This is a genomic window from Acinetobacter sp. 129952 (assembly GCF_056642055.1).
Genome location: NZ_JBWVSU010000017.1, coordinates 25,284 through 43,559, shown reverse-complemented (window position 1 = coordinate 43,559; position 18,276 = coordinate 25,284). Strand labels below are relative to the sequence as shown.

General features: G+C 42.2%; 18 protein-coding genes. 5 read left to right on the top strand and 13 right to left on the bottom strand.

Annotation, left to right across the window (positions count from 1 at the left end):
- Positions 1 to 230: 230 nt before the first annotated feature.
- The 3 genes from AC1IR0_RS14335 to AC1IR0_RS14325 form a co-directional block, all read right to left on the bottom strand.
- On the bottom strand, positions 231 to 1,280 hold the full coding sequence (locus AC1IR0_RS14335; RefSeq protein WP_409655414.1) for a 3-deoxy-7-phosphoheptulonate synthase: 1,050 nt from the start codon (positions 1,278 to 1,280) through the stop codon (positions 231 to 233).
- A gap of 521 nt (positions 1,281 to 1,801) precedes the next feature.
- Positions 1,802 to 2,332: a hypothetical protein gene (locus AC1IR0_RS14330; protein ID WP_005246167.1), complete on the bottom strand. Its 531-nt coding sequence runs from the start codon at positions 2,330 to 2,332 to the stop codon at positions 1,802 to 1,804.
- A 209-nt stretch (positions 2,333 to 2,541) separates the two neighbouring features.
- Entirely contained in the window at positions 2,542 to 3,654 is a 1,113-nt protein-coding gene (locus AC1IR0_RS14325; protein ID WP_409655411.1) for an S-(hydroxymethyl)glutathione dehydrogenase/class III alcohol dehydrogenase, read from the bottom strand.
- A gap of 120 nt (positions 3,655 to 3,774) precedes the next feature.
- On the opposite strand from AC1IR0_RS14325, the gene AC1IR0_RS14320 reads away from it, so the two are divergent.
- The 3 genes from AC1IR0_RS14320 (at position 3,775) to AC1IR0_RS14310 (ending at position 6,573) form a co-directional block, all read left to right on the top strand.
- Positions 3,775 to 5,331, top strand: coding sequence for a phospholipase D family protein (locus AC1IR0_RS14320; protein WP_409655408.1), 1,557 nt, complete (start codon positions 3,775 to 3,777; stop codon positions 5,329 to 5,331).
- Positions 5,332 to 5,498: 167 nt separating this feature from the next.
- Positions 5,499 to 5,936, top strand: a complete 438-nt coding sequence (locus AC1IR0_RS14315; protein ID WP_409655405.1) for a hypothetical protein — start codon at positions 5,499 to 5,501, stop codon at positions 5,934 to 5,936.
- Between the two features lie 160 nt (positions 5,937 to 6,096).
- Positions 6,097 to 6,573 (top strand): pyridoxamine 5'-phosphate oxidase family protein, encoded by a 477-nt coding sequence (locus AC1IR0_RS14310; RefSeq protein WP_180181316.1) that lies wholly within the window; start codon positions 6,097 to 6,099, stop codon positions 6,571 to 6,573.
- A 96-nt stretch (positions 6,574 to 6,669) separates the two neighbouring features.
- On the opposite strand, the gene AC1IR0_RS14305 is transcribed toward AC1IR0_RS14310, so the two are convergent.
- From AC1IR0_RS14305 to AC1IR0_RS14275, 7 genes are all read right to left on the bottom strand, one after another.
- Positions 6,670 to 7,254: a uracil-DNA glycosylase family protein gene (locus AC1IR0_RS14305; RefSeq protein ID WP_180087530.1), complete on the bottom strand. Its 585-nt coding sequence runs from the start codon at positions 7,252 to 7,254 to the stop codon at positions 6,670 to 6,672.
- A gap of 32 nt (positions 7,255 to 7,286) precedes the next feature.
- On the bottom strand, positions 7,287 to 7,997 hold the full coding sequence (locus tag AC1IR0_RS14300; protein WP_191112248.1) for an SGNH/GDSL hydrolase family protein: 711 nt from the start codon (positions 7,995 to 7,997) through the stop codon (positions 7,287 to 7,289).
- 216 nt (positions 7,998 to 8,213) lie between these two features.
- The gene (locus AC1IR0_RS14295; protein ID WP_005100136.1) at positions 8,214 to 9,272 is read right to left on the bottom strand and encodes a fatty acid desaturase; all 1,059 of its coding nucleotides are present in this window, start codon (positions 9,270 to 9,272) and stop codon (positions 8,214 to 8,216) included.
- 408 nt (positions 9,273 to 9,680) lie between these two features.
- Positions 9,681 to 10,424: an SDR family oxidoreductase gene (locus tag AC1IR0_RS14290; protein ID WP_479741505.1), complete on the bottom strand. Its 744-nt coding sequence runs from the start codon at positions 10,422 to 10,424 to the stop codon at positions 9,681 to 9,683.
- Positions 10,425 to 10,476: 52 nt separating this feature from the next.
- The gene (locus AC1IR0_RS14285; RefSeq protein ID WP_409655399.1) at positions 10,477 to 11,175 is read right to left on the bottom strand and encodes a histidine phosphatase family protein; all 699 of its coding nucleotides are present in this window, start codon (positions 11,173 to 11,175) and stop codon (positions 10,477 to 10,479) included.
- A complete protein-coding gene (locus AC1IR0_RS14280; protein ID WP_253114506.1) occupies positions 11,172 to 12,293 on the bottom strand; it encodes a phosphotransferase family protein in 1,122 nt (373 codons plus the stop codon). The genes AC1IR0_RS14285 and AC1IR0_RS14280 overlap by 4 nt, the downstream gene beginning before the upstream one ends.
- A gap of 52 nt (positions 12,294 to 12,345) precedes the next feature.
- A complete protein-coding gene (locus AC1IR0_RS14275; RefSeq protein WP_409665969.1) occupies positions 12,346 to 13,587 on the bottom strand; it encodes an acyl-CoA dehydrogenase family protein in 1,242 nt (413 codons plus the stop codon).
- A 95-nt stretch (positions 13,588 to 13,682) separates the two neighbouring features.
- On the opposite strand from AC1IR0_RS14275, the gene AC1IR0_RS14270 reads away from it, so the two are divergent.
- On the top strand, positions 13,683 to 14,600 hold the full coding sequence (locus tag AC1IR0_RS14270; protein WP_005246146.1) for a LysR family transcriptional regulator: 918 nt from the start codon (positions 13,683 to 13,685) through the stop codon (positions 14,598 to 14,600).
- A 168-nt stretch (positions 14,601 to 14,768) separates the two neighbouring features.
- Complete coding sequence (locus AC1IR0_RS14265; protein WP_479741504.1) at positions 14,769 to 15,380, top strand: thermonuclease family protein; 612 nt, start codon at positions 14,769 to 14,771, stop codon at positions 15,378 to 15,380.
- A 90-nt stretch (positions 15,381 to 15,470) separates the two neighbouring features.
- Here the strand turns inward: AC1IR0_RS14265 and AC1IR0_RS14260 are convergent, their stop codons facing one another.
- Genes AC1IR0_RS14260 through AC1IR0_RS14250 form a run of 3 tightly spaced genes read right to left on the bottom strand, consistent with a single transcriptional unit; the run spans position 15,471 to position 18,034 of the window.
- Positions 15,471 to 15,578 (bottom strand): hypothetical protein, encoded by a 108-nt coding sequence (locus AC1IR0_RS14260; RefSeq protein ID WP_004647088.1) that lies wholly within the window; start codon positions 15,576 to 15,578, stop codon positions 15,471 to 15,473.
- A gap of 9 nt (positions 15,579 to 15,587) precedes the next feature.
- Positions 15,588 to 16,592 carry a cytochrome d ubiquinol oxidase subunit II gene (gene cydB, locus AC1IR0_RS14255; protein WP_004280450.1) on the bottom strand — a complete coding sequence of 335 codons (1,005 nt, stop codon included), beginning with the start codon at positions 16,590 to 16,592 and terminating at the stop codon, positions 15,588 to 15,590.
- Positions 16,589 to 18,034: a cytochrome ubiquinol oxidase subunit I gene (locus AC1IR0_RS14250; RefSeq protein WP_004731186.1), complete on the bottom strand. Its 1,446-nt coding sequence runs from the start codon at positions 18,032 to 18,034 to the stop codon at positions 16,589 to 16,591. Before AC1IR0_RS14250 ends, cydB begins: the two co-directional genes overlap by 4 nt.
- Positions 18,035 to 18,276: the final 242 nt, after the last annotated feature.

Here is an 18,276-nt window from a genome sequence, read left to right as displayed (position 1 = left end):
CATTTCCGAGCGATTGCAACCCGATTTGATAAGCTTGCACGAAATTACCAGTCTATGATTTACATTGCTTGCATATTTATTTGGTGTAAAGCCAAATGAGGACACGCCCTAATCATTATTTTTATTTTCAAACGCTGTGATGAGCTGCTTTAAGCATCAGGTAGATGCGGTGATCAGCTTCATCCGATTCTGTCTTTCCCCAATCAATTGAGGAAAGACATCTTTCAGTTTTAAGCACTACGCTTCAAACCTTCGAGTCGTAGTGAGTCAGTCATATTTAACAATAGTTGTTCGGTTTTTTTCCAGCCCAGACATCCATCAGTGACTGACTGACCATAAGTCATTTGCTCAGAAATTTTTTGATTCCCGTCAACAAGATGACTTTCTAGCATTACACCACGAACATTGGTCTGTAAGCGTTCTGCCACGATCTGCTCCAGTACTTCAGGCTGCAGCATCGGATTTTTTGAGCTATTGCCATGACTACAGTCAATCACCAATGCCGGTAAGTCGATCTGATGTTTGGCCCGGATTTTCTCAATTTCTGACAATTGGTAATTTGGTCCGCTATTCGAGCCACGTAAAATCAAATGTGCTTTAGGATTACCTTGCGAGTGTAAAATGCATGGTAAACCAGACTGGCTCATCCCCAGGAATTGATGAGGATGAGAGGCAGACTGAATGGCATCTAATGCAATCTGGATCGAACCGTCAGTACCATTTTTGAAACCGATGCTGTACGGCATATGGCTGGAAATTTCGCGATGAATTTGCGATTCGCTGGTACGTGCGCCAATCGCACCCCAAGCTAATAAGTCATCGAAATAAGCAGTTGCCATCGGGCTAAGAATTTCAGAGGCAATGGGCAGACCCATTTCAATGATTTTTAGGTATAAGTCACGAGATTTTTCCAAGCCCAATTGCATATTGGATGAACCATCCAGATTTGGATCGTAAAGGAAACCTTTCCAGCCTACGGTAGTCCGCGGTTTTTCGATATAAGCACGCATCACCAGGAAAATTTGATCAGATAGCTGTGACTGAAGCTGTTTTAATTTTTCTGCATAGTCTAGCGCCGAAGCTTCATCATGAATGGAACATGGGCCGGTGACCACCATCAAACGATGATCCTTGCCTTCTAATATATTTTGAATGATTTGACGATGTTCAGCGACTTGGCTGGCCAATTGCGGAGACAGTGGCAATTGCTGCTTAAGCTGCTGAGGTAAAATTAAAATGCTTTCAGCATGATGTTGTTGTGATGTATTTGGGGTATTCATGACTTTAATCCTGGGACTGGCAATCAGTCCAAACTTTTATTTGAGCGTTATGGGTCTAATCGAAAGTGTTGTGAGTGTCATTAGCTGACTAAAATAAGACCAATAAAAGTTGTTAAAGTATGAATAGTTAAAGTTTGTCATGGCTGTCTCCAAAATATTTTAAAAAATGAAAGGCATAAAAAAACCTGATCAGGGTTGCCGATCAGGTATAAACTGGTGGGCAACCTTTTCATTGCCCAAACGCATTCAGGCAATTAGCTAAACTGCCAGAAATAAAAATATGCGTTTGAAATGATAGGTTGCTTTAACATGTTATGTCTTTCATAAAATGTGATTCTGAAATTAAAATACGCGCTCTGTGATCATTTGACAAGCATTAAATATAAAAAAATATTTATTAACTTTTCTACTTTTATTTATCGATCAATCAAACCGTGATATGTATCACTAAAATTAGTAAAACCCACAAACCTATTGCGGGTTTTACCAAAGAAACTTCAGTTTAATCCAAAGATTAAAAATTAACGTGAAACACGATTCCAGGCATCACGCACTGCAAATTTAGCCTGTTCCCAGTTTAAACGTGATTCGCCTTTTATTTGTTCCCATTTCAGTCTCAAATCAGGTTCTACGTCTTCAAAACGGGTATGGGCATCATAGCTACCACGGTTTTCATAACCGACTCGGTAGGCCGTATCATAATCACGGTCATAATCCAGATCGCTATAGGTAGTACGGGCATCTGAATAGTATGGCGTATTGATCGAATTATCACGCCAGTAAGCCTGTTCTTCTGTTGGATTTATAGCTTCGCCTACACCTTTACCTGCCAGACCACCAACAACAGCACCGACAACGCCACCGACAGCGACACCCACTGGACCGCCTGCAGCACCAATAGCTGCACCTGCAGCTGCACCACCTGCAGCACCTACACCTGTACCTACAGGATGTGCGCCAGGTTCACCCGTAATTGGATCAGCATTTAAATCATCGCGGACATCTTTAGGCGCATTCTTAATTACATCACGATCAAAATTATCATTCGACATAGAGCTTATCCTTATTCTTTAAAATGGTTTTAGCACGTATCTTCATACGTCCTATTTAATATAAGCATCTGGCATGTAATGACATTAGCAGGCGTGTTTTGTTTCAGTGACTCTCTGTGAGGCTTTCATGCACTAATGTATCCTGAATCAAGTGAAAGCCGCATAAAAAAAACCGGTTTAATACCGGTCTTTTTTAAAATTGAAAAAGCTTAGTCAAAATGAATGACCGTACGGATTGATTTACCTTCATGCATCAAGTCAAAAGCTTCATTGATCTGATCCAGTGGCATGGCATGTGTCACAAAAGGCTCAAGTTGAATTTCACCTTTCATGGATTGCTCTACCATTCCCGGCAATTGTGAACGACCTTTTACCCCACCAAATGCAGTACCCATCCATTTACGACCTGTGACTAACTGGAATGGACGGGTTGAAATTTCTTTACCTGCTCCGGCAACACCAATAATCACCGACTGACCCCAGCCACGATGCGCACATTCTAGTGCTGAACGCATCACATCTACATTGCCGATACATTCGAATGAATGGTCTACACCCCAACCAGTCATTTCGACAATCACTTGCTGAATCGGCTGATCATAGTCTTTTGGATTCAGGAAATCTGTCGCACCAAACTGTTTCGCCAGTTCAAATTTATCCGGATTGGTATCAATCACAATGATACGGCCGGCTTTGGCCTGACGTGCGCCTTGTACTACAGCAAGCCCAATACCACCTAAACCAAATACTGCAACACTGTCACCTTCCTGAACTTTAGCGGTGTTATGCACCGCACCAATACCAGTAGTCACACCACAGCCCAGCAGGCAAACATGCTCATGGTTGGCTTCAGGATTAATTTTCGCCAGAGAAACTTCAGCTACCACAGTATATTCAGAAAAAGTTGAACAACCCATATAGTGATAGATCGGCTCGCCATTATAAGAGAAACGGGTCGTTCCATCTGGCATTACGCCTTTACCTTGGGTCGCACGCACAGCAACACACAGGTTGGTCTTACCTGACTTACAGAACAAGCATTCGCCGCACTCAGCAGTATAAAGCGGAATCACGTGATCGCCCGGTTTCAGGCTGGTGACGCCTTCACCGACTTCAACAACCACACCCGCACCTTCATGACCCAAAATTGCAGGAAATACACCTTCAGGATCTTCACTAGACAAGGTAAATGCATCGGTATGACACACGCCTGTATGGCTAATTTTTACCAGTACTTCACCTGCTTTTGGTGGAGCAACATCCACTTCTACAATTTCTAATGGCTGGCCTGGACCAAACGCAACTGCTGCACGTGATTTCATGTAAAACTGTCTTTTTTTGCTGATTTACAGATGACTAACAGTAACCTCTTTCTATTCGCAGATTCAACTATTAACATCACCAGATAAGGAATAAAAGATCCTATAATTAATGGAACATCAATGACTAAACCTTCGCCCTTTGTATGTTTGAGCATTTTTACTTTTAGCATCATGCTTTCTGGCTGTGAACTGGCTCCCAACACTGCTGAAGAAGCGAAAATTACGCCGGTTCGACCTGCGCACTGGATCGACAATCAACTTTCAAAACAGCAGATCAATAGCGGTAAAACGGCTTTCTTGCCGCTCTATGATGGCTTTATGAGTATGGCAGCACGTCTGCACCTGATTAACAAAGCTAAATATCATCTGGATCTACAATATTACATTTGGAAGGATGATTATATTGGCAATATGATCTTGTCCCAATTACTTAAAGCCGCCGATCGCGGTGTCAAAGTACGGGTTCAGATTGACGATCAAAATGGTACCCAGCTTGATGACAAGCTTCTTGCTCTAAGCCAACATCCAAATTTTGAAGTTCGGATTTTTAATCCCTATAAATTTCGTCATTTACGTGCGCTGGATTATGGCTTCCGGATGAAAAAGGTCAATCATCGCATGCACAATAAATTGATCATTGCGGATGGCACTGCAGCCGTGACCGGCGGCCGCAATATCAGCAGTGAATATTTTGATGCCAGTGAAGATTTTCAATTCACCGATGTTGATATATTCTTCGCGGGGCAAAGCGTAACAGATGCCAATCAGACCTTTATTAACTTCTGGAATGATGATCTGAGTTATGATGTACGACAGGTGCTCAATGATGCCGGCCATCCTGAAATGCTCAAAAGGCTCAGAACTGAATTTGAACGTGAAGATGTTGATGAAACTGAACTCAAACGCCGGGTGGGCATTGCCGAGAAACAAGTCGAACAACACTTAAAAAAACAACCTATGCACTGGGCGCCAGCTTATTTTGTTGCGGATAGTCCCGCAAAAGCCCGTCCTCATGCCAAAAATGGCGATTATATTTATACCCATCTGCTTGAATTAATGGGTGAGCCAAAAAAACATCTGGAACTAGTGTCCTCATATTTTATTCCCACGCAAAAAGGGGCCGACTATTTAACCCGCCGTGCGCAACAGGGTGTGAAAATCAGAATCCTGACTAACTCTTTTCAGGCCAATGATGTGGCCGCAGTGCATGCCTATTACCAGCAATATCGTCAGCAATTATTGAAAAGTGGCATCGAACTCTGGGAATTTAAACCCTACATTGTCCGTCCGGAACGGACCTGGTATGAAATTATGACCGGAGACATTATCCCGGCTAAAAACAAAAATAGCTCCAGTTTGCATGCCAAGTTTTTTGATCTGGATGGCATGGTTTTTGTCGGTTCATTTAATTTTGATCCGCGTTCAGCCTATCTGAATACCGAAGTCGGTCTGGTCATTGAGTCGGAAGATTTTCAGAAGGAAATTACCAGTGCGATGGATCAGTACTTACCACGCGTGGCTTATCAGCTTAAGCTGAATGAAAAAAATGAAATGATTTGGCTAGAACATCAAAAAGATGGCCGTAGCATTCAACATTTACATGATCCGGAAACTACAAAATTCCAGCGTTTTATGATGAATCTGGTGACGAAATTTCCCGGTGAATGGTTAATGTAATGACATTGGAGTGACCTTAAAATTACATGCTATGAAAAGCCCGTATTTCGAGAATAGCCGATTAACCTAACTTAGTCCGATCATCTTTTAAAAGGTTTTACAGTCGATTGCGCTTACTTTAGAATTACACTTTTCTCGTATTTTGCGATTTTTCGCCCTCCACTCCCATGCAATTTTTTGATTTAAGCCGTCAGTTTAAGTTCAGTGATATTCTGACACCTGTAAAAACCCTCCATGATTTATCCCAGCAAGAATGGTATTTGGCCAAAATTCGGGTGGAACACGACTGTCTGTCCGACTCCGATACGGTCGAGGGACAGGTGGTTTTGAAATCCAGTGAAAATATTCAGCTCGAACTGGAATGGCTGATTCAGGATAGCGGTTATGAATTACAGGTTTTATTTAAAGGTGTAGAAACTGAAGCCACTGATGAGACCGGCATTATGTTGAAAGGTGCACAACTGGTCGATGAACAGCAGCAAGTACTCTCTGCCCAAGCGTTGAGTTTATGGATTGATGGTACTCTTTTGCCGATGTTGCCTGAAATCCGTCAGGAAATTAAAGCACGTTTAAATTTGTGGGATTATGTCGAATACGATGACTAATCGCCGAATTTTGCATTTTTTAAAGAGCCCATGTGGCTCTTTTTTATAATCTGAGTGACGTTTTAGATTGATTAAACTGCCCTATCTTCAATTTTTTCAGGCAATGCCAAGCTAAATAAGTTGTTATAAAATTTATAAAAAATAAAAAGAGAATCACGACATGATTTCTGATAGTGAATGGCAACAGATTCGTCAGGTGGTCGCTGATGCACAACGGGCTGCCATGCATTGCTCTATTGCAACAGTCAACCCCAAAGGCTTTCCTAGTATTACTCCGATCGGAACCATATTTCTCAACAAAAAGACCAGTATCGGTTTCTTCTTTGATACTTATTCCACTACTTTTTCTGAGAATTTACAGCATCAGCCGATGGCATGCATACAGGCTGTGAACAGTAGCAAACTGTTTTGGTTTCATTCGTTACTTAAAGGTAAATTTAAGCGTTATCCAGGAGTACGCTTATATGCAGAAATTGGTCCTTTACGTCCGGCCTCGCTTGAGGAAATACGACAGGTGGAGTCGCGTATTCGAGCTTTAAAATGGACCAAAGGTAGTCAGTTAATCTGGTCCAGCTTTCATCATGTCCGGGAGATGAAGATCAATAGCTATCGCTGGATCGAATATCCAAATATGTGAATAAATAAGGTCAATAACTTACAAATAGTAAGTTTATTTCTTATCTATAGCCAAAAAGCTCTTTAACCATTTTTCATCTGATTATTGGATTAAATATTAAACCAGACCCACATGCTCAAACATTGTCCGGTAACTTTCGGCTTTTTTCTCCAGAGAAACCGGATATGCTCGAGAAGATGAAGGCATGCGATATAAATGCAGATCACGTCCGACAAAATAAGCCTGACTTGGTTGCCCAATACTCGGCTTTAGAGTCCCTTCAGGCATGGACAGCATCATGGTGTCTGTGGCCTTGTCGCCTGTGGTCATAATATGATTACACTGCGGCATTTGGCTGAGCAGTTGCTCAATATTGGTGGGTACTACTATTTCCAAAAATTTGTCTGAAGCATTGCCCTTTAAACGCCGGATCTGATAGCCACTATCAAAAATCGCAATCCCCGTTTCTGTTAAAAACTCCCGGATCAATTGTTCCTGAAATTTTTTATTGGGTAGATCTAAAAAGTAATCTTTATTCTCAAAAAAAATCAGTCCAAAAATCCGCCACATATCATTCTGGTAGTTTGGATAATAAAAGTTCATTTTCCAGCGTGTGGCAGGTGGCGGGAAGCTGCCCAACATCAGCAATTTTGCATTGGGTGGTAAAAATGGCGGTAGCGGATGTGTTTCAATATCAGACATAGAATTAGCTAAATTGAGAGATTTCAACTATTTTAGAAGGTCTTCCGAATCTTGCCAGCTACTTCTTGTCCCCAAAGTGTATAAACTTCCTTACTCGGATGAAAACCATCTGCAGCCATTTGTAAATTCATGGCACGGTATTTTTCAATATCGTATTCAATCCATTGCATATTCACTTGCTGATTCACAAATTTTTCCAGTTGCTGGTTCATCTGTTTAGCATACTGGCCAAAGAGCCAAGCCAAAGGATTCGGTAGCGCCGGAAACATATTCATTGGCGGCACACCGGCAGCAATGATCAGTTTCGGACTAAATTTTTGCTGAATTTTACTATAAAGCTGTTCCTGTTTCTGAATCCAGACCCGGGCAGGCATCAGTTTTGTCACATCATTGACGCCAACCGACGTGACGATTACATCATAGTGCTGGACTTCAATCTGGTCCAAAGCATGAATTACTTTTGAGCTGGTATCACCGGTTTTGGCCTGTAATTTCCAGTCAATTTCAAAGTCATTTTTCAGTTCATGTAGAATTGCACCCAGTAATGCATCATCCTGATGTTCTACTCCTACCCCTGCCGCCGCGGAATCTCCTAAAATGAGCAGAGAAAGTTTTTTGCCTATTCCGGTTCGACCTTGACGTTTTCCCTGTGGTTCAGGCAACTTCAAGGTATTTTTCTTGACGCGATTACCCTGAATGACGAGTGCAGGAATCAAGGCAATGGTGGCGGCTTTCAGCAACATAGTGGGCTAATTTATATAAAGATATACTTGATTTTACCTGAGTTTATTCTTTTGAACTATTTCCTCAGCAATCATTTTAGATGAATGTTCACCTAAATTTGACTGAGATAGGATTCTTGCAAAATATAGGCTTATACATCTTGCCCTTGGGTAAATCACAAAGGATAAATATAAAAAAATCCCGCTTAAAAACGGGATTTTTATGACAATCAAAGCTTAGATTTTATAGTCATTCCAGCGATTCATACGCTTAAAGGTTCCCACATCATTAAAACGCACGCCCACTTCTTTCATTACTTTATGCGCCGTTTTAGACGTCAGTTGACGGATATAAAATGGCTCCTTGACTACAAAGTGATGAATCGCATGGGTCGAACCAAAATTACAGCAGAATAACTGGAACGGGACCATCCACCATGGATTGAGCACTTGGGTTTGTTTGATCACATCACGTGGATCAATATCGCCATAGTAATGCATATTTGAACTGACAAACTGCAAGCTAAAAGAACGGATAAAGTTCGGAATCACCCAGATGACTGCCAGCAGATTCACGATCGGCATCGTGTTGACAATACCTTGTGACCAGAGCATCTCATAACCAAATAGCGGTGCAATCGCATTTAAACCATGAAAAACCACAAACAGATAGCACAATCCATAGTAAATAATGCTGAGAGGTAAAAAGCCGAATAACTGAGAAATCATGGCAATTTTACGTTCTTTTTCAGGCTGTTTTTCCAGAAAAAGATGAATCATCTTAAACATCTGAAATGGACGCAGATACACTGACATCAACTGGTCACTAATGACCAGAATTCGGCGAATGCCCCAAGGCATACCATTACTGATGCCACGTTCTTCCAGGTCATGTTCAGTGCCTGAATATTTATGATGATGCAAATGTAAACGACGACGTGCCCACGGACTGATGGTGTTTGGACGTGCCAACCAGACCAGTGCTAACATCAAATGATGTGCCCAAGGTGTTTTTTTGAAATACATATAATGAATCAGGTCATGTTCCAATTCATGGGTCAATGACGCAAAAATCGCAATCAAGGGAATGGTAAACCATGCTGAGAGATAACCTGTTCCATATGCTACCGCGCATGCAATCATGCCTGCCCAGGCAAAGCCTAAAATACTCGCACCTATAAAGTTCTGATGTTTGAGTATGGGATAACGAGCACGCACCTCTTCCCCGGCCTGGGTAACGATACTTCTGACCTTGGAGATTCGCTGCTGGTCAGTCATATCCGCAGATGTAGACATATGGACAACCTTTAATTTCTGAACGGTTGTACATTAAAGGAAATTCTAAAAAAGAGAAGTTATCTTTCCACTTTTAGAGTGAGTATGTCTAAGTTTTGGACAGTTTGGAAAAATTCTTAAAATTGGCGAAAATTAGGAAAAGTAAAAGATGGTCTTTCTCATGAAACGAAAATTTAAAAGTAATTGATTTAATTGCAAATTCATCAATAAAATAAAAATATAATTTTTGATAATTTAAAACTTTATTTTAATAATCAATACATTAGGATTTATAAGATTTCGCTTTTCTGAAAATTCAAGCTATACATTTTTTTAGAAAAAAATACTGGTTTAGAAATTTTTCTCAGTTTGTCATAAAATAAAAAGAGAAGCGCTCTAGCTTCTCTTTTTATAGATCTAAGATTACTTTTAACCTAACTTGTTCACCAGTTTAAGTGGTAATACTTTCATGGCTAGACCGAGTGGTAACCAAGGCCATTTCGGTACATAGGCTTTCACTGGCGCTTTTTCAATTTCTGCTGCCAATAAACGCGAACCGGTTTTTTCATCTACTTCAAAAGGTAGCTTTTTTGCCCCTTCATTAATTTCAGTCCGAATATATCCTGGGAAAATGGTGGTGATTTTAATTGGCGTATCGATCAGTTCAGCTCGAATGCCTTCCGCTAAATGAGCCACGCCGGCCTTACTTGCACCATAAGCCGTTAAATGTTTTGGCATACCGCGCATGGCACTCATGGATGAAATCATCACCAGATGACCAGAGTTTTGTGCACGGAAGATTTCAACTGCAGCCTCACATTGTGCCAATGCCGAAATAAAGTTGGTTTCCACCGTGGCTTTGTTAATGGCAAAATTACCTTTACCGATTCGACGGCCCTCACCGACACCGGCATTGACGATCACTCGGTCAATCGTGCCAAAGTCTTCTTTAAACGCGCGGAAAACCTCAAAAACCTGATCGTAATCGGTCACATCTAAAGTTTTGGCAATGACTTTGATGCCATATTGGCTTTCCAGTTCCTGTTTTAAGGTTTCCAGACGCTCCAGACGACGCGCACAAATGGCCAGATTATAGCCTTTTTTTGCAAATTCACGTGCCATACCGGCGCCAATCCCTGAACTTGCACCGGTAATTAAAATTGTTTTAACCATATGTTTACCCTATTCCTTTATTTTTCTAGCGCATTACGTTTTCAATCTCATTTTAAATCCAGGTCAATAAGTCTGGATGCTGTGCTTTAATAAAATGATGTTCATTTAAACTGAGTAGTTGCGGTTCATTACCCACCAGACGCAGTGTCGTGATACTGGTATTGGTAATCGCCCAGTTTAGGGCAAAGGTTTTCTCCGGGCTCAGCCCTAAAATCTTACCCACTGCAACAGAAATCACACCACCTGAGGTATAGACCACTGCATAGCGCGGACGGCTTTTGGTCAGCTTGTCACACAAATTTTCTAAGCCGCTTTCCACGCGTGCTTTGAAACTTGGCCAAGATTCATCATATTCATGGTGATAATCATCGCCAGTCCAGCGTGCAATTGCACCGCTAAAAATCTTGCTCAGATAATCCCGTGGATTTTCATGTTCTGACACATCCTGTTTCAGCAATTCAGGCTGATTAAAGCGCGGCTCATAACGCGCAAATACCTGCTGATGATTAAACTCATTCCAGGCACTATCGGTCAGAATCTCGCTTTCCGGAAAACATTCGTCCAGTGATAATTGCGCTGTCTGTTGATGGCGTTGCATGGAACCTGCCACCACATAAGGCGCTTCTTTCAGGATTTCGTCAAAATAGCGACCCAAAAGCTTTGCCTGTAACTCGCCGTTGGGCGAAAGTTGATCGTAACTTTCTGCGCCAAAAGAGGCCTGGCCATGCCGGATCAAGTAAATGGTAGTCATTTTGGCATTATCTCTTTAAATTTAAGCACATACTTTTGTGCAATCTCATTGGCTTCCAGTTTTTGCTTGCCAATCAGTTTTAAGGCACGAATATGCAAGGCATGAATCACCACCCAAAAATCCTTGAACGCTGGATTATTAGTCTGTTTATGGTAATAACGATAATAGATCTGCTGGGCAATCACCGCGAGACGGAAAATTCCGAACACCTCATAAAACGCCCAGTTTTCCGGTTGCAGGCCGGTTTTTCCCAAGTAGTAATCCACCACTTCTTTACGGGTAAACATACCTTTTAGATTGGTCGGCTGGCGGCGTGTTGCCTTAAAGATGGCATTGTCAGTATCTTCCACCCAATAGGCTAAAGCAGAACCTAGGTCCATGAGCGGATCGCCGAGTGTCGCCATTTCCCAGTCCAGTACGCCAATCACTTCAGTCGGATTTTCCGGATTTAAGATGACATTATCAAAACGCCAGTCATTATGAATCACACAGGTTTTAGAATCTGAAGGAATATTATCTTTAAGCCAGTTGCGCACATATTTAAACGATGGAACATTTAAAGTTTTAGCCTTTTCATAACGTACATCCCAGCCTTCGACCTGACGGCGACAATAGCCTTCACCCTTACCGAGATTTTCAAGTTCAGTTCCTTGATAAGGCACCTGATGCAATTCGATCAGTTTATCAATCACATTGATACATAAAGTCCGGATATCGGATTCAGTAAGCTGCAGCTCAGCTGGCATTTTGGCGCGAGGAATAATTCCTTCAAGCCGTTTCATCACATAGAAATCACAACCAATCACTGATTCATCCTGACAAAGCGCGACCATTTCAGGCACGACGGGATAATGTTCAGCCAAGGCTTTCTGCACATGATATTCACGTGCCATATCATGGGCTGATTTGGCTTTGGTACCTTGTGGCGGACGACGTAAAATTAAATCGGCATTGGCATACTGTAAACGGTAGGTCCAGTTTGAAGCTCCGCCTGAATATTGGGTCACCTGCACAGGGCCTTCAACATTCACATTTTGCTGAATTAACCAATTGGTGATGGCTTGTACATCCAGTTGTTCACCTGCACGAACTGCTCCACCTACATCAATAACCGCCATAATTTTTCCTTAAAATTTTTTAATACGTTGCAATTTTCTAGTTAAAGCCAGCTTATTTTTTGAGACGAGTACTGTAGCCACGTTTTGCCAGTTCCAGTTTGGCAATCATGCCCTTATGCACTTCGTCCGGGCCATCAGCCAAACGCAAGGCACGTGCCTGAGCAAAAAATCCGGTTAATGGTGTATCCCGAGAAACACCGGCACCGCCGTGGATCTGGATGGCCATATCAACAACTTTTTCCAGCACACTTGGCGCAACGACTTTAATTGCAGAAATTTCAGTCAGTGCTGCCATATTCCCTAAAGTATCCATTTTATAGGCGGCATACAAGGTCAAAAGACGTGCCTGATCAATCGCAACCCGTGCTTCCGCGACACGCTCCAGGTTGCCACCGAGTTTTAAAATCTCTTTGCCAAATGCGCTACGGCTCATACCACGGTCAATCATCAACTCTAAGGATTTTTCCGCAGCACCAATACAGCGCATGCAATGATGAATACGGCCTGGTCCTAAACGACCTTGAGCAATTTCAAAACCCTGACCGGCGCCACCAATAAAATTCGCTACCGGAACGCGGACATTTTCAAAACTGACTTCGCCGTGGCCATGTGGTGCATCGTAGTCACCAAACACTGGCAGCATACGTTCAATTTTTACCCCTGCGGTATTTACCGGAACTAGAACCATCGAATGCTGATGATGACGGTCTTTTGTTTCATCTGGAGTATGTGCCATAAAAATAATGATTTTGGCGTTAGGATCGCCCAGACCTGATGACCACCATTTACGGCCATTCAAAACAATCTCATTACCTTCCACCATCGCCGTTGCCTGCATATTGGTGGCATCACTGGATGCAACTGCAGGTTCAGTCATACAAAAGACTGAACGGATTTTTCCTTCTAAAAGTGGCATCAGCCATTCTTGTTTTTGTTCTTCAGAACCATAACGCCACAATACTTCCATATTGCCGCTATCTGGCGCATTACAGTTAAATACGACTGGTGCAATCAGGCTACGACCTGAAAGTTCGGCAATATGTGCATATTCCTGAACTGATAAACCTTGGCCACGTTCAGGACAAGGGAGAAACATATTCCAGAGGCCAGCTGCCTTGGCTTTGGCTTTTAAGCTTTCCAGTTCTGCTGGCCATTGCCATTTGGTCCAGTCACCGCCTTGATTCAACTCATGAACCTGCTGCCAGAAATCAGCTTCAACTGGTTCAATTTCCTCAGCAATAAATTTTTTGGTTCTATTTAAATAATCTTGTGCACGTGCTGAAAGCTCAAACATCTCTTTTATCCCTCTAAATATTCTAATTCATACGCTTTACAACACCTTAACCCAAAACCTATTATGAATAAAATGATTTTAACCCATACAATATTATGCATAATATTCATTCCAAAACAGTCATGGACCTGCGAAATTTTCATCGTATCGACATTAACCTTTATCCGCTTTTTATGGCAATTTATGAGCAGAATAGTATTTCTAAAGCTGCACAGATTTTATCAGTTAGCCAGTCTGCTGCCAGTCATGCTCTGCAACGTTTAAGACAGCATTTACAAGATGATTTATTTGTACGTACTGGTAGCAAAATGCAGCCTACGCCGTTTGCGGAACAGATCTATCCTGAGCTGAAGAATGCACTTTTTTCGATTCAAAATATTTCAATACAGCATCAGCAGTTCAGACCAGAAATGATTCAGAGTTTGAAAATTGCCGTTCATGATGAAATTGAGCCAATGATCTTTCCCAGACTCGTTCAGCACTTTCAGCAACTCAATCTGGAAATTCAACTTAGCAGTATGAAGCTGGACCGTAAAAATATAGCAGCAGACCTCGCCTCTCAACAGATTGATTTTGTCATAGATCTGGAACAAAACATTGCTGAAAAAATCCAGTTTGAACGCCTGGTGCAAGATGAATTTGTAGTGTGTACACAATTAACAGAAATGAATGAGCAGATTTATCTTGCCTCGCCTCATATTGGCGTGTCATCACGCCGTACTGGTGTTTTGGTTGAAGATATTTATTTAAGTCGGAAACAATATTCACGACAGATTTTTTTACGCTGTCAGCATTACTCAACTGCTCTGCAAATTCTGGAGCAACAAAAGACAGCCATGCTGACTATTCCTAAAAATGTATTGACGCATTTACAATTGGCTACCAGTCTAAATATTTTTGAAGTCCCTGTGGAACTGCCGAAAATTAATATGGGGATGTATTGGCATAAGGATTTGCAAGAGAATAAAAGACATCAATTTTTGAGAAGTGAAATTTATAAAATTTTTGCTTAGGCTATTTATAAAGGAATGCAAGTTTACTTAGGCTATTTTTATATAAGTTTAGATGGTTGCATCTTCATCTTTTCAGTAGAAAAATATGCTTAGGCTATTTTAGCTGGTACAAAACTAAACACTGAGTGATTAGCTTTTAATCCGTAGATCTACTGGCTTTGCTCTAAAATGGCTCGACTTTTAGCTGTGATTTTACAGCTGGTTTTGCTGATTTGGATCTTGCCTTTGTTAAATCTCTCCATCACCTGGCAAATTGTGCTGGGTCTAGTACTGCTATGTTTTTCTTATTATCTGCTGCATAAGATTACAGTTTATTTAAAAGATGTTTTCCGCCCTTTTAAGAAAGGCAAAAAATACTGGTGCCGTGTAAAAGCCGTAAGTGATGGTGATACCCTCACCTGCTACCGTTTTAACATTCGTCGCTCTGAAACCAAATTACGCTTTGCCTTCGTTGATGCTCCTGAATCATCGCAAGCCTATGGTAAAGAATCGCAGCGTCTGGTCAAAAGCATGGTGAATAATAAAATGGTTCGGGTCAAGATTACCGATATTGACCGTTATGGCCGCTGTGTCGGTGTGGTCTACCGCTATCGCAAAAATATCAATGAAGAGATTGTCAAACGTGGTGCAGCGTGGGTCTATGAAGAATATATCAAAGATAAAAACCATTTACGCTATATGATGGAGCTGCAAAATAAAGCTAAGAAACAGAAAAAAGGCCTTTGGAAAGACAGTCGCCCTGTACGTCCAAGTGTTTATCGTAAGCAGGTAAAATCGTAAATTTGATTTTGTCAAAGATGAATTGCAAATGATAAAAAGTGATCAGGACATTCTGATCACTTTTTTTTCACTCATTTTAGTTTTACTAATTTAATAAGCCAAATGCACCAGAAAGCGGAATGCGCCAGCAATCAGGGCCAGCGTTAAAAATCCTGCCAGCCACAACCCTACAAACCATAATGCCTGTTTGCCTTTCATGACCACTCCTTAATGATAGCCATCATCGCCGACCCTGACCTTATGCCGGAATACCCAATAGGACATACCGGTATAAATCACAATAATTGGAATCAGGATCAAGGCGCCAATCAAGGCAAATAGCTGGCTATTTTCATGCGCTGCTGCCTGCCAGATAGTCACGCTTGGCGGAATAATATATGGCCATAGACTGATCAAGAATCCGGTATAGGCAAGGAAAACCAGAACAAGCATATAGGTAAATGGGCCTAATTCACTGCGCCTTTTACAGGCACGTAAGGCCAGCCAGGTAAATAGCAGAACCAGAACTGGAACTGGCATAAAATAGGTGAATTGTGGCTGACTAAACCAGCGTTCGGCAATCTGTGGATGGGTCAACGGCGTATAAATACTGACAGCACCCAATATGATCAGCAAGGCCATAATCAGCTTAGGCATCAGTTTAAACATTCGATCCTGCAAGTCATCTCCGGTTTTATAAATCAGCCAGCCACAGCCTAATGCCGCATAGAGCACCACCACACTGATTCCGGTAAAGATACTGAATGGAGTGAGCCAGTCCAGACCACCCCCAACATAGACACCATTTCGGGTTTCAATCCCCTGAATATAGGCCCCTAAAATCATGCCTTGCAGGAAACTGGTGATCGCAGAACCACCGATAAAGGCTTTATCCCACCAATGCTTACTGCGGTTTGCCTTGAAGCGGAACTCAAAAGCCACGCCGCGGAAAATCAAGGCAATCACCATCAGAATAATTGGCATATACAGTGCCGAGAGTACGGTCGAGTAAGCAAGTGGGAAAGCTGCAAATAACCCTGCACCACCCAGTACCATCCAGGTTTCATTGCCATCCCAGACCGGAGCCACGGTATTCATCATGACATCACGTTCATCCTGATGCGGAAAGAAAGGAAACAAGATGCCGATGCCCAGATCGAAACCATCGAGAATGGTATAAATCAATACACCTAAACCAATAATCACAATCCAGATTAATGATAAATCAATCATTTTTTATCCTCCTGATCCGGTTGTTCAGGAACTTCTTCGATACGTTCGCGAATACTACTTAATGGTCGACGCGAGGCCTGCACTACATCGCTATCTGATTCATGATCTGGTCGGGTATGAATAAACTCTGGACCTTTGTGCATCAGACGCAACATGTAGTAAATCCCGATACCAAATACTACACAGTAGACGACTACAAAAATAATCAGAGTCAGCCCCACCTGTTCAGCGGAAACCGGAGACAATGCATCCTTGGTACGCATGATGCCGTAGACTACCCAAGGCTGACGGCCGACTTCTGTGGTAAACCATCCCGCAAGCATGGCAATAAATCCGGAAGGTCCCATAATCAAGGCAAATCGATGCAATGCACGGGATTCATAAAAGCGACCACGGGTACGTGCCCACGCTCCCCATAACGCCAGTAACAGCATCAATACGCCGAGTCCAACCATAATCCGGAAGCTCCAGAACACCACCAGTGAATTCGGCCGGTCTTCAGGTGCAAAGTCTTTAAGTCCCGTAACCTTTCCATCCATCGAGTGGGTCAGAATCAGGCTCCCCAAGTTGGGAATTGCGACTGCATATTTGGTTTCTTCGGCCTCCATATCTGGAATACCAAAGAGATATAAGGGCATGCCTTCGTCATGATTGGTTTCCCAATGCCCTTCCATGGCCGCCAGTTTTGCTGGCTGATGCTCAAGGGTATTAATACCGTGCATATCACCGACGATGACCTGCAAAGGTGCAAGTACCAGAAGCAGCCACATTGCCATGGAAAATGAAGTTTTAACCAGTGCATCGCGACGGCCTTTGATCAGATGCCATGCAGCTGTAGCAGCAACCAGTAAGGCGGAAACCAGAAAGGCAGCCATAGCCATATGGGCCAGACGATAAGGGAAAGATGGGTTAAACACGATAGCAAGCCAATCTTGCGGAACAATCAGGCCATTTTCAATCGCAAAGCCTTGTGGGGTCTGCATCCAGCTATTGGACGATAGAATCCAGAACATGGAAATACAGGTGCCTATCGCAACCATCAAGGTCGAGAAAAAGTGCGCCTTTGGTCCCACTCGCCCCCAGCCAAATAACATGATGCCCAGAAAGCCCGCTTCCAGAAAGAAAGCGGTGAGTACTTCATAGGCCAATAAAGGTCCAGTCACGCTGCCTGCCACCCGGGAAAACTCACTCCAGTTGGTTCCAAACTGGTAGCTCATGACCACACCAGAGACGACACCCATCCCGAATGCCACAGCGAAAATTTTCACCCAGAATTTGAATAGATCCTGAAAAATCGGATTTTGGGTTTTGAGCCAGCGCCATTCCAGAATGGCCAGAAAGCTGGCCAAGCCAATAGAAATTGCCGGAAAAATGATATGAAAAGATACAGTAAAGGCGAACTGTATTCGTGCTAACTCTAATGCAGTTAAACCCAGAGTCATAAGCTTCACCTATGCATTGTTATTTGGCATCTTTGCCCTTCAATTTTTAAGTCATGAATTTTTCTAGTGACATGGCTAGCTTAGGCGTGGCTGTTATAAAAAGTATGTAGTCTTTTGTTGATTATTTTTTAATCAGGTTAAACTATGTAACTCTTGCTGATAAAGAAAATATTACTCTGAATAATTTTTAAAACTCTCCTCTTGAGCTTTAGATAAAACAGGCGTAAATTAGGCCTAAATTT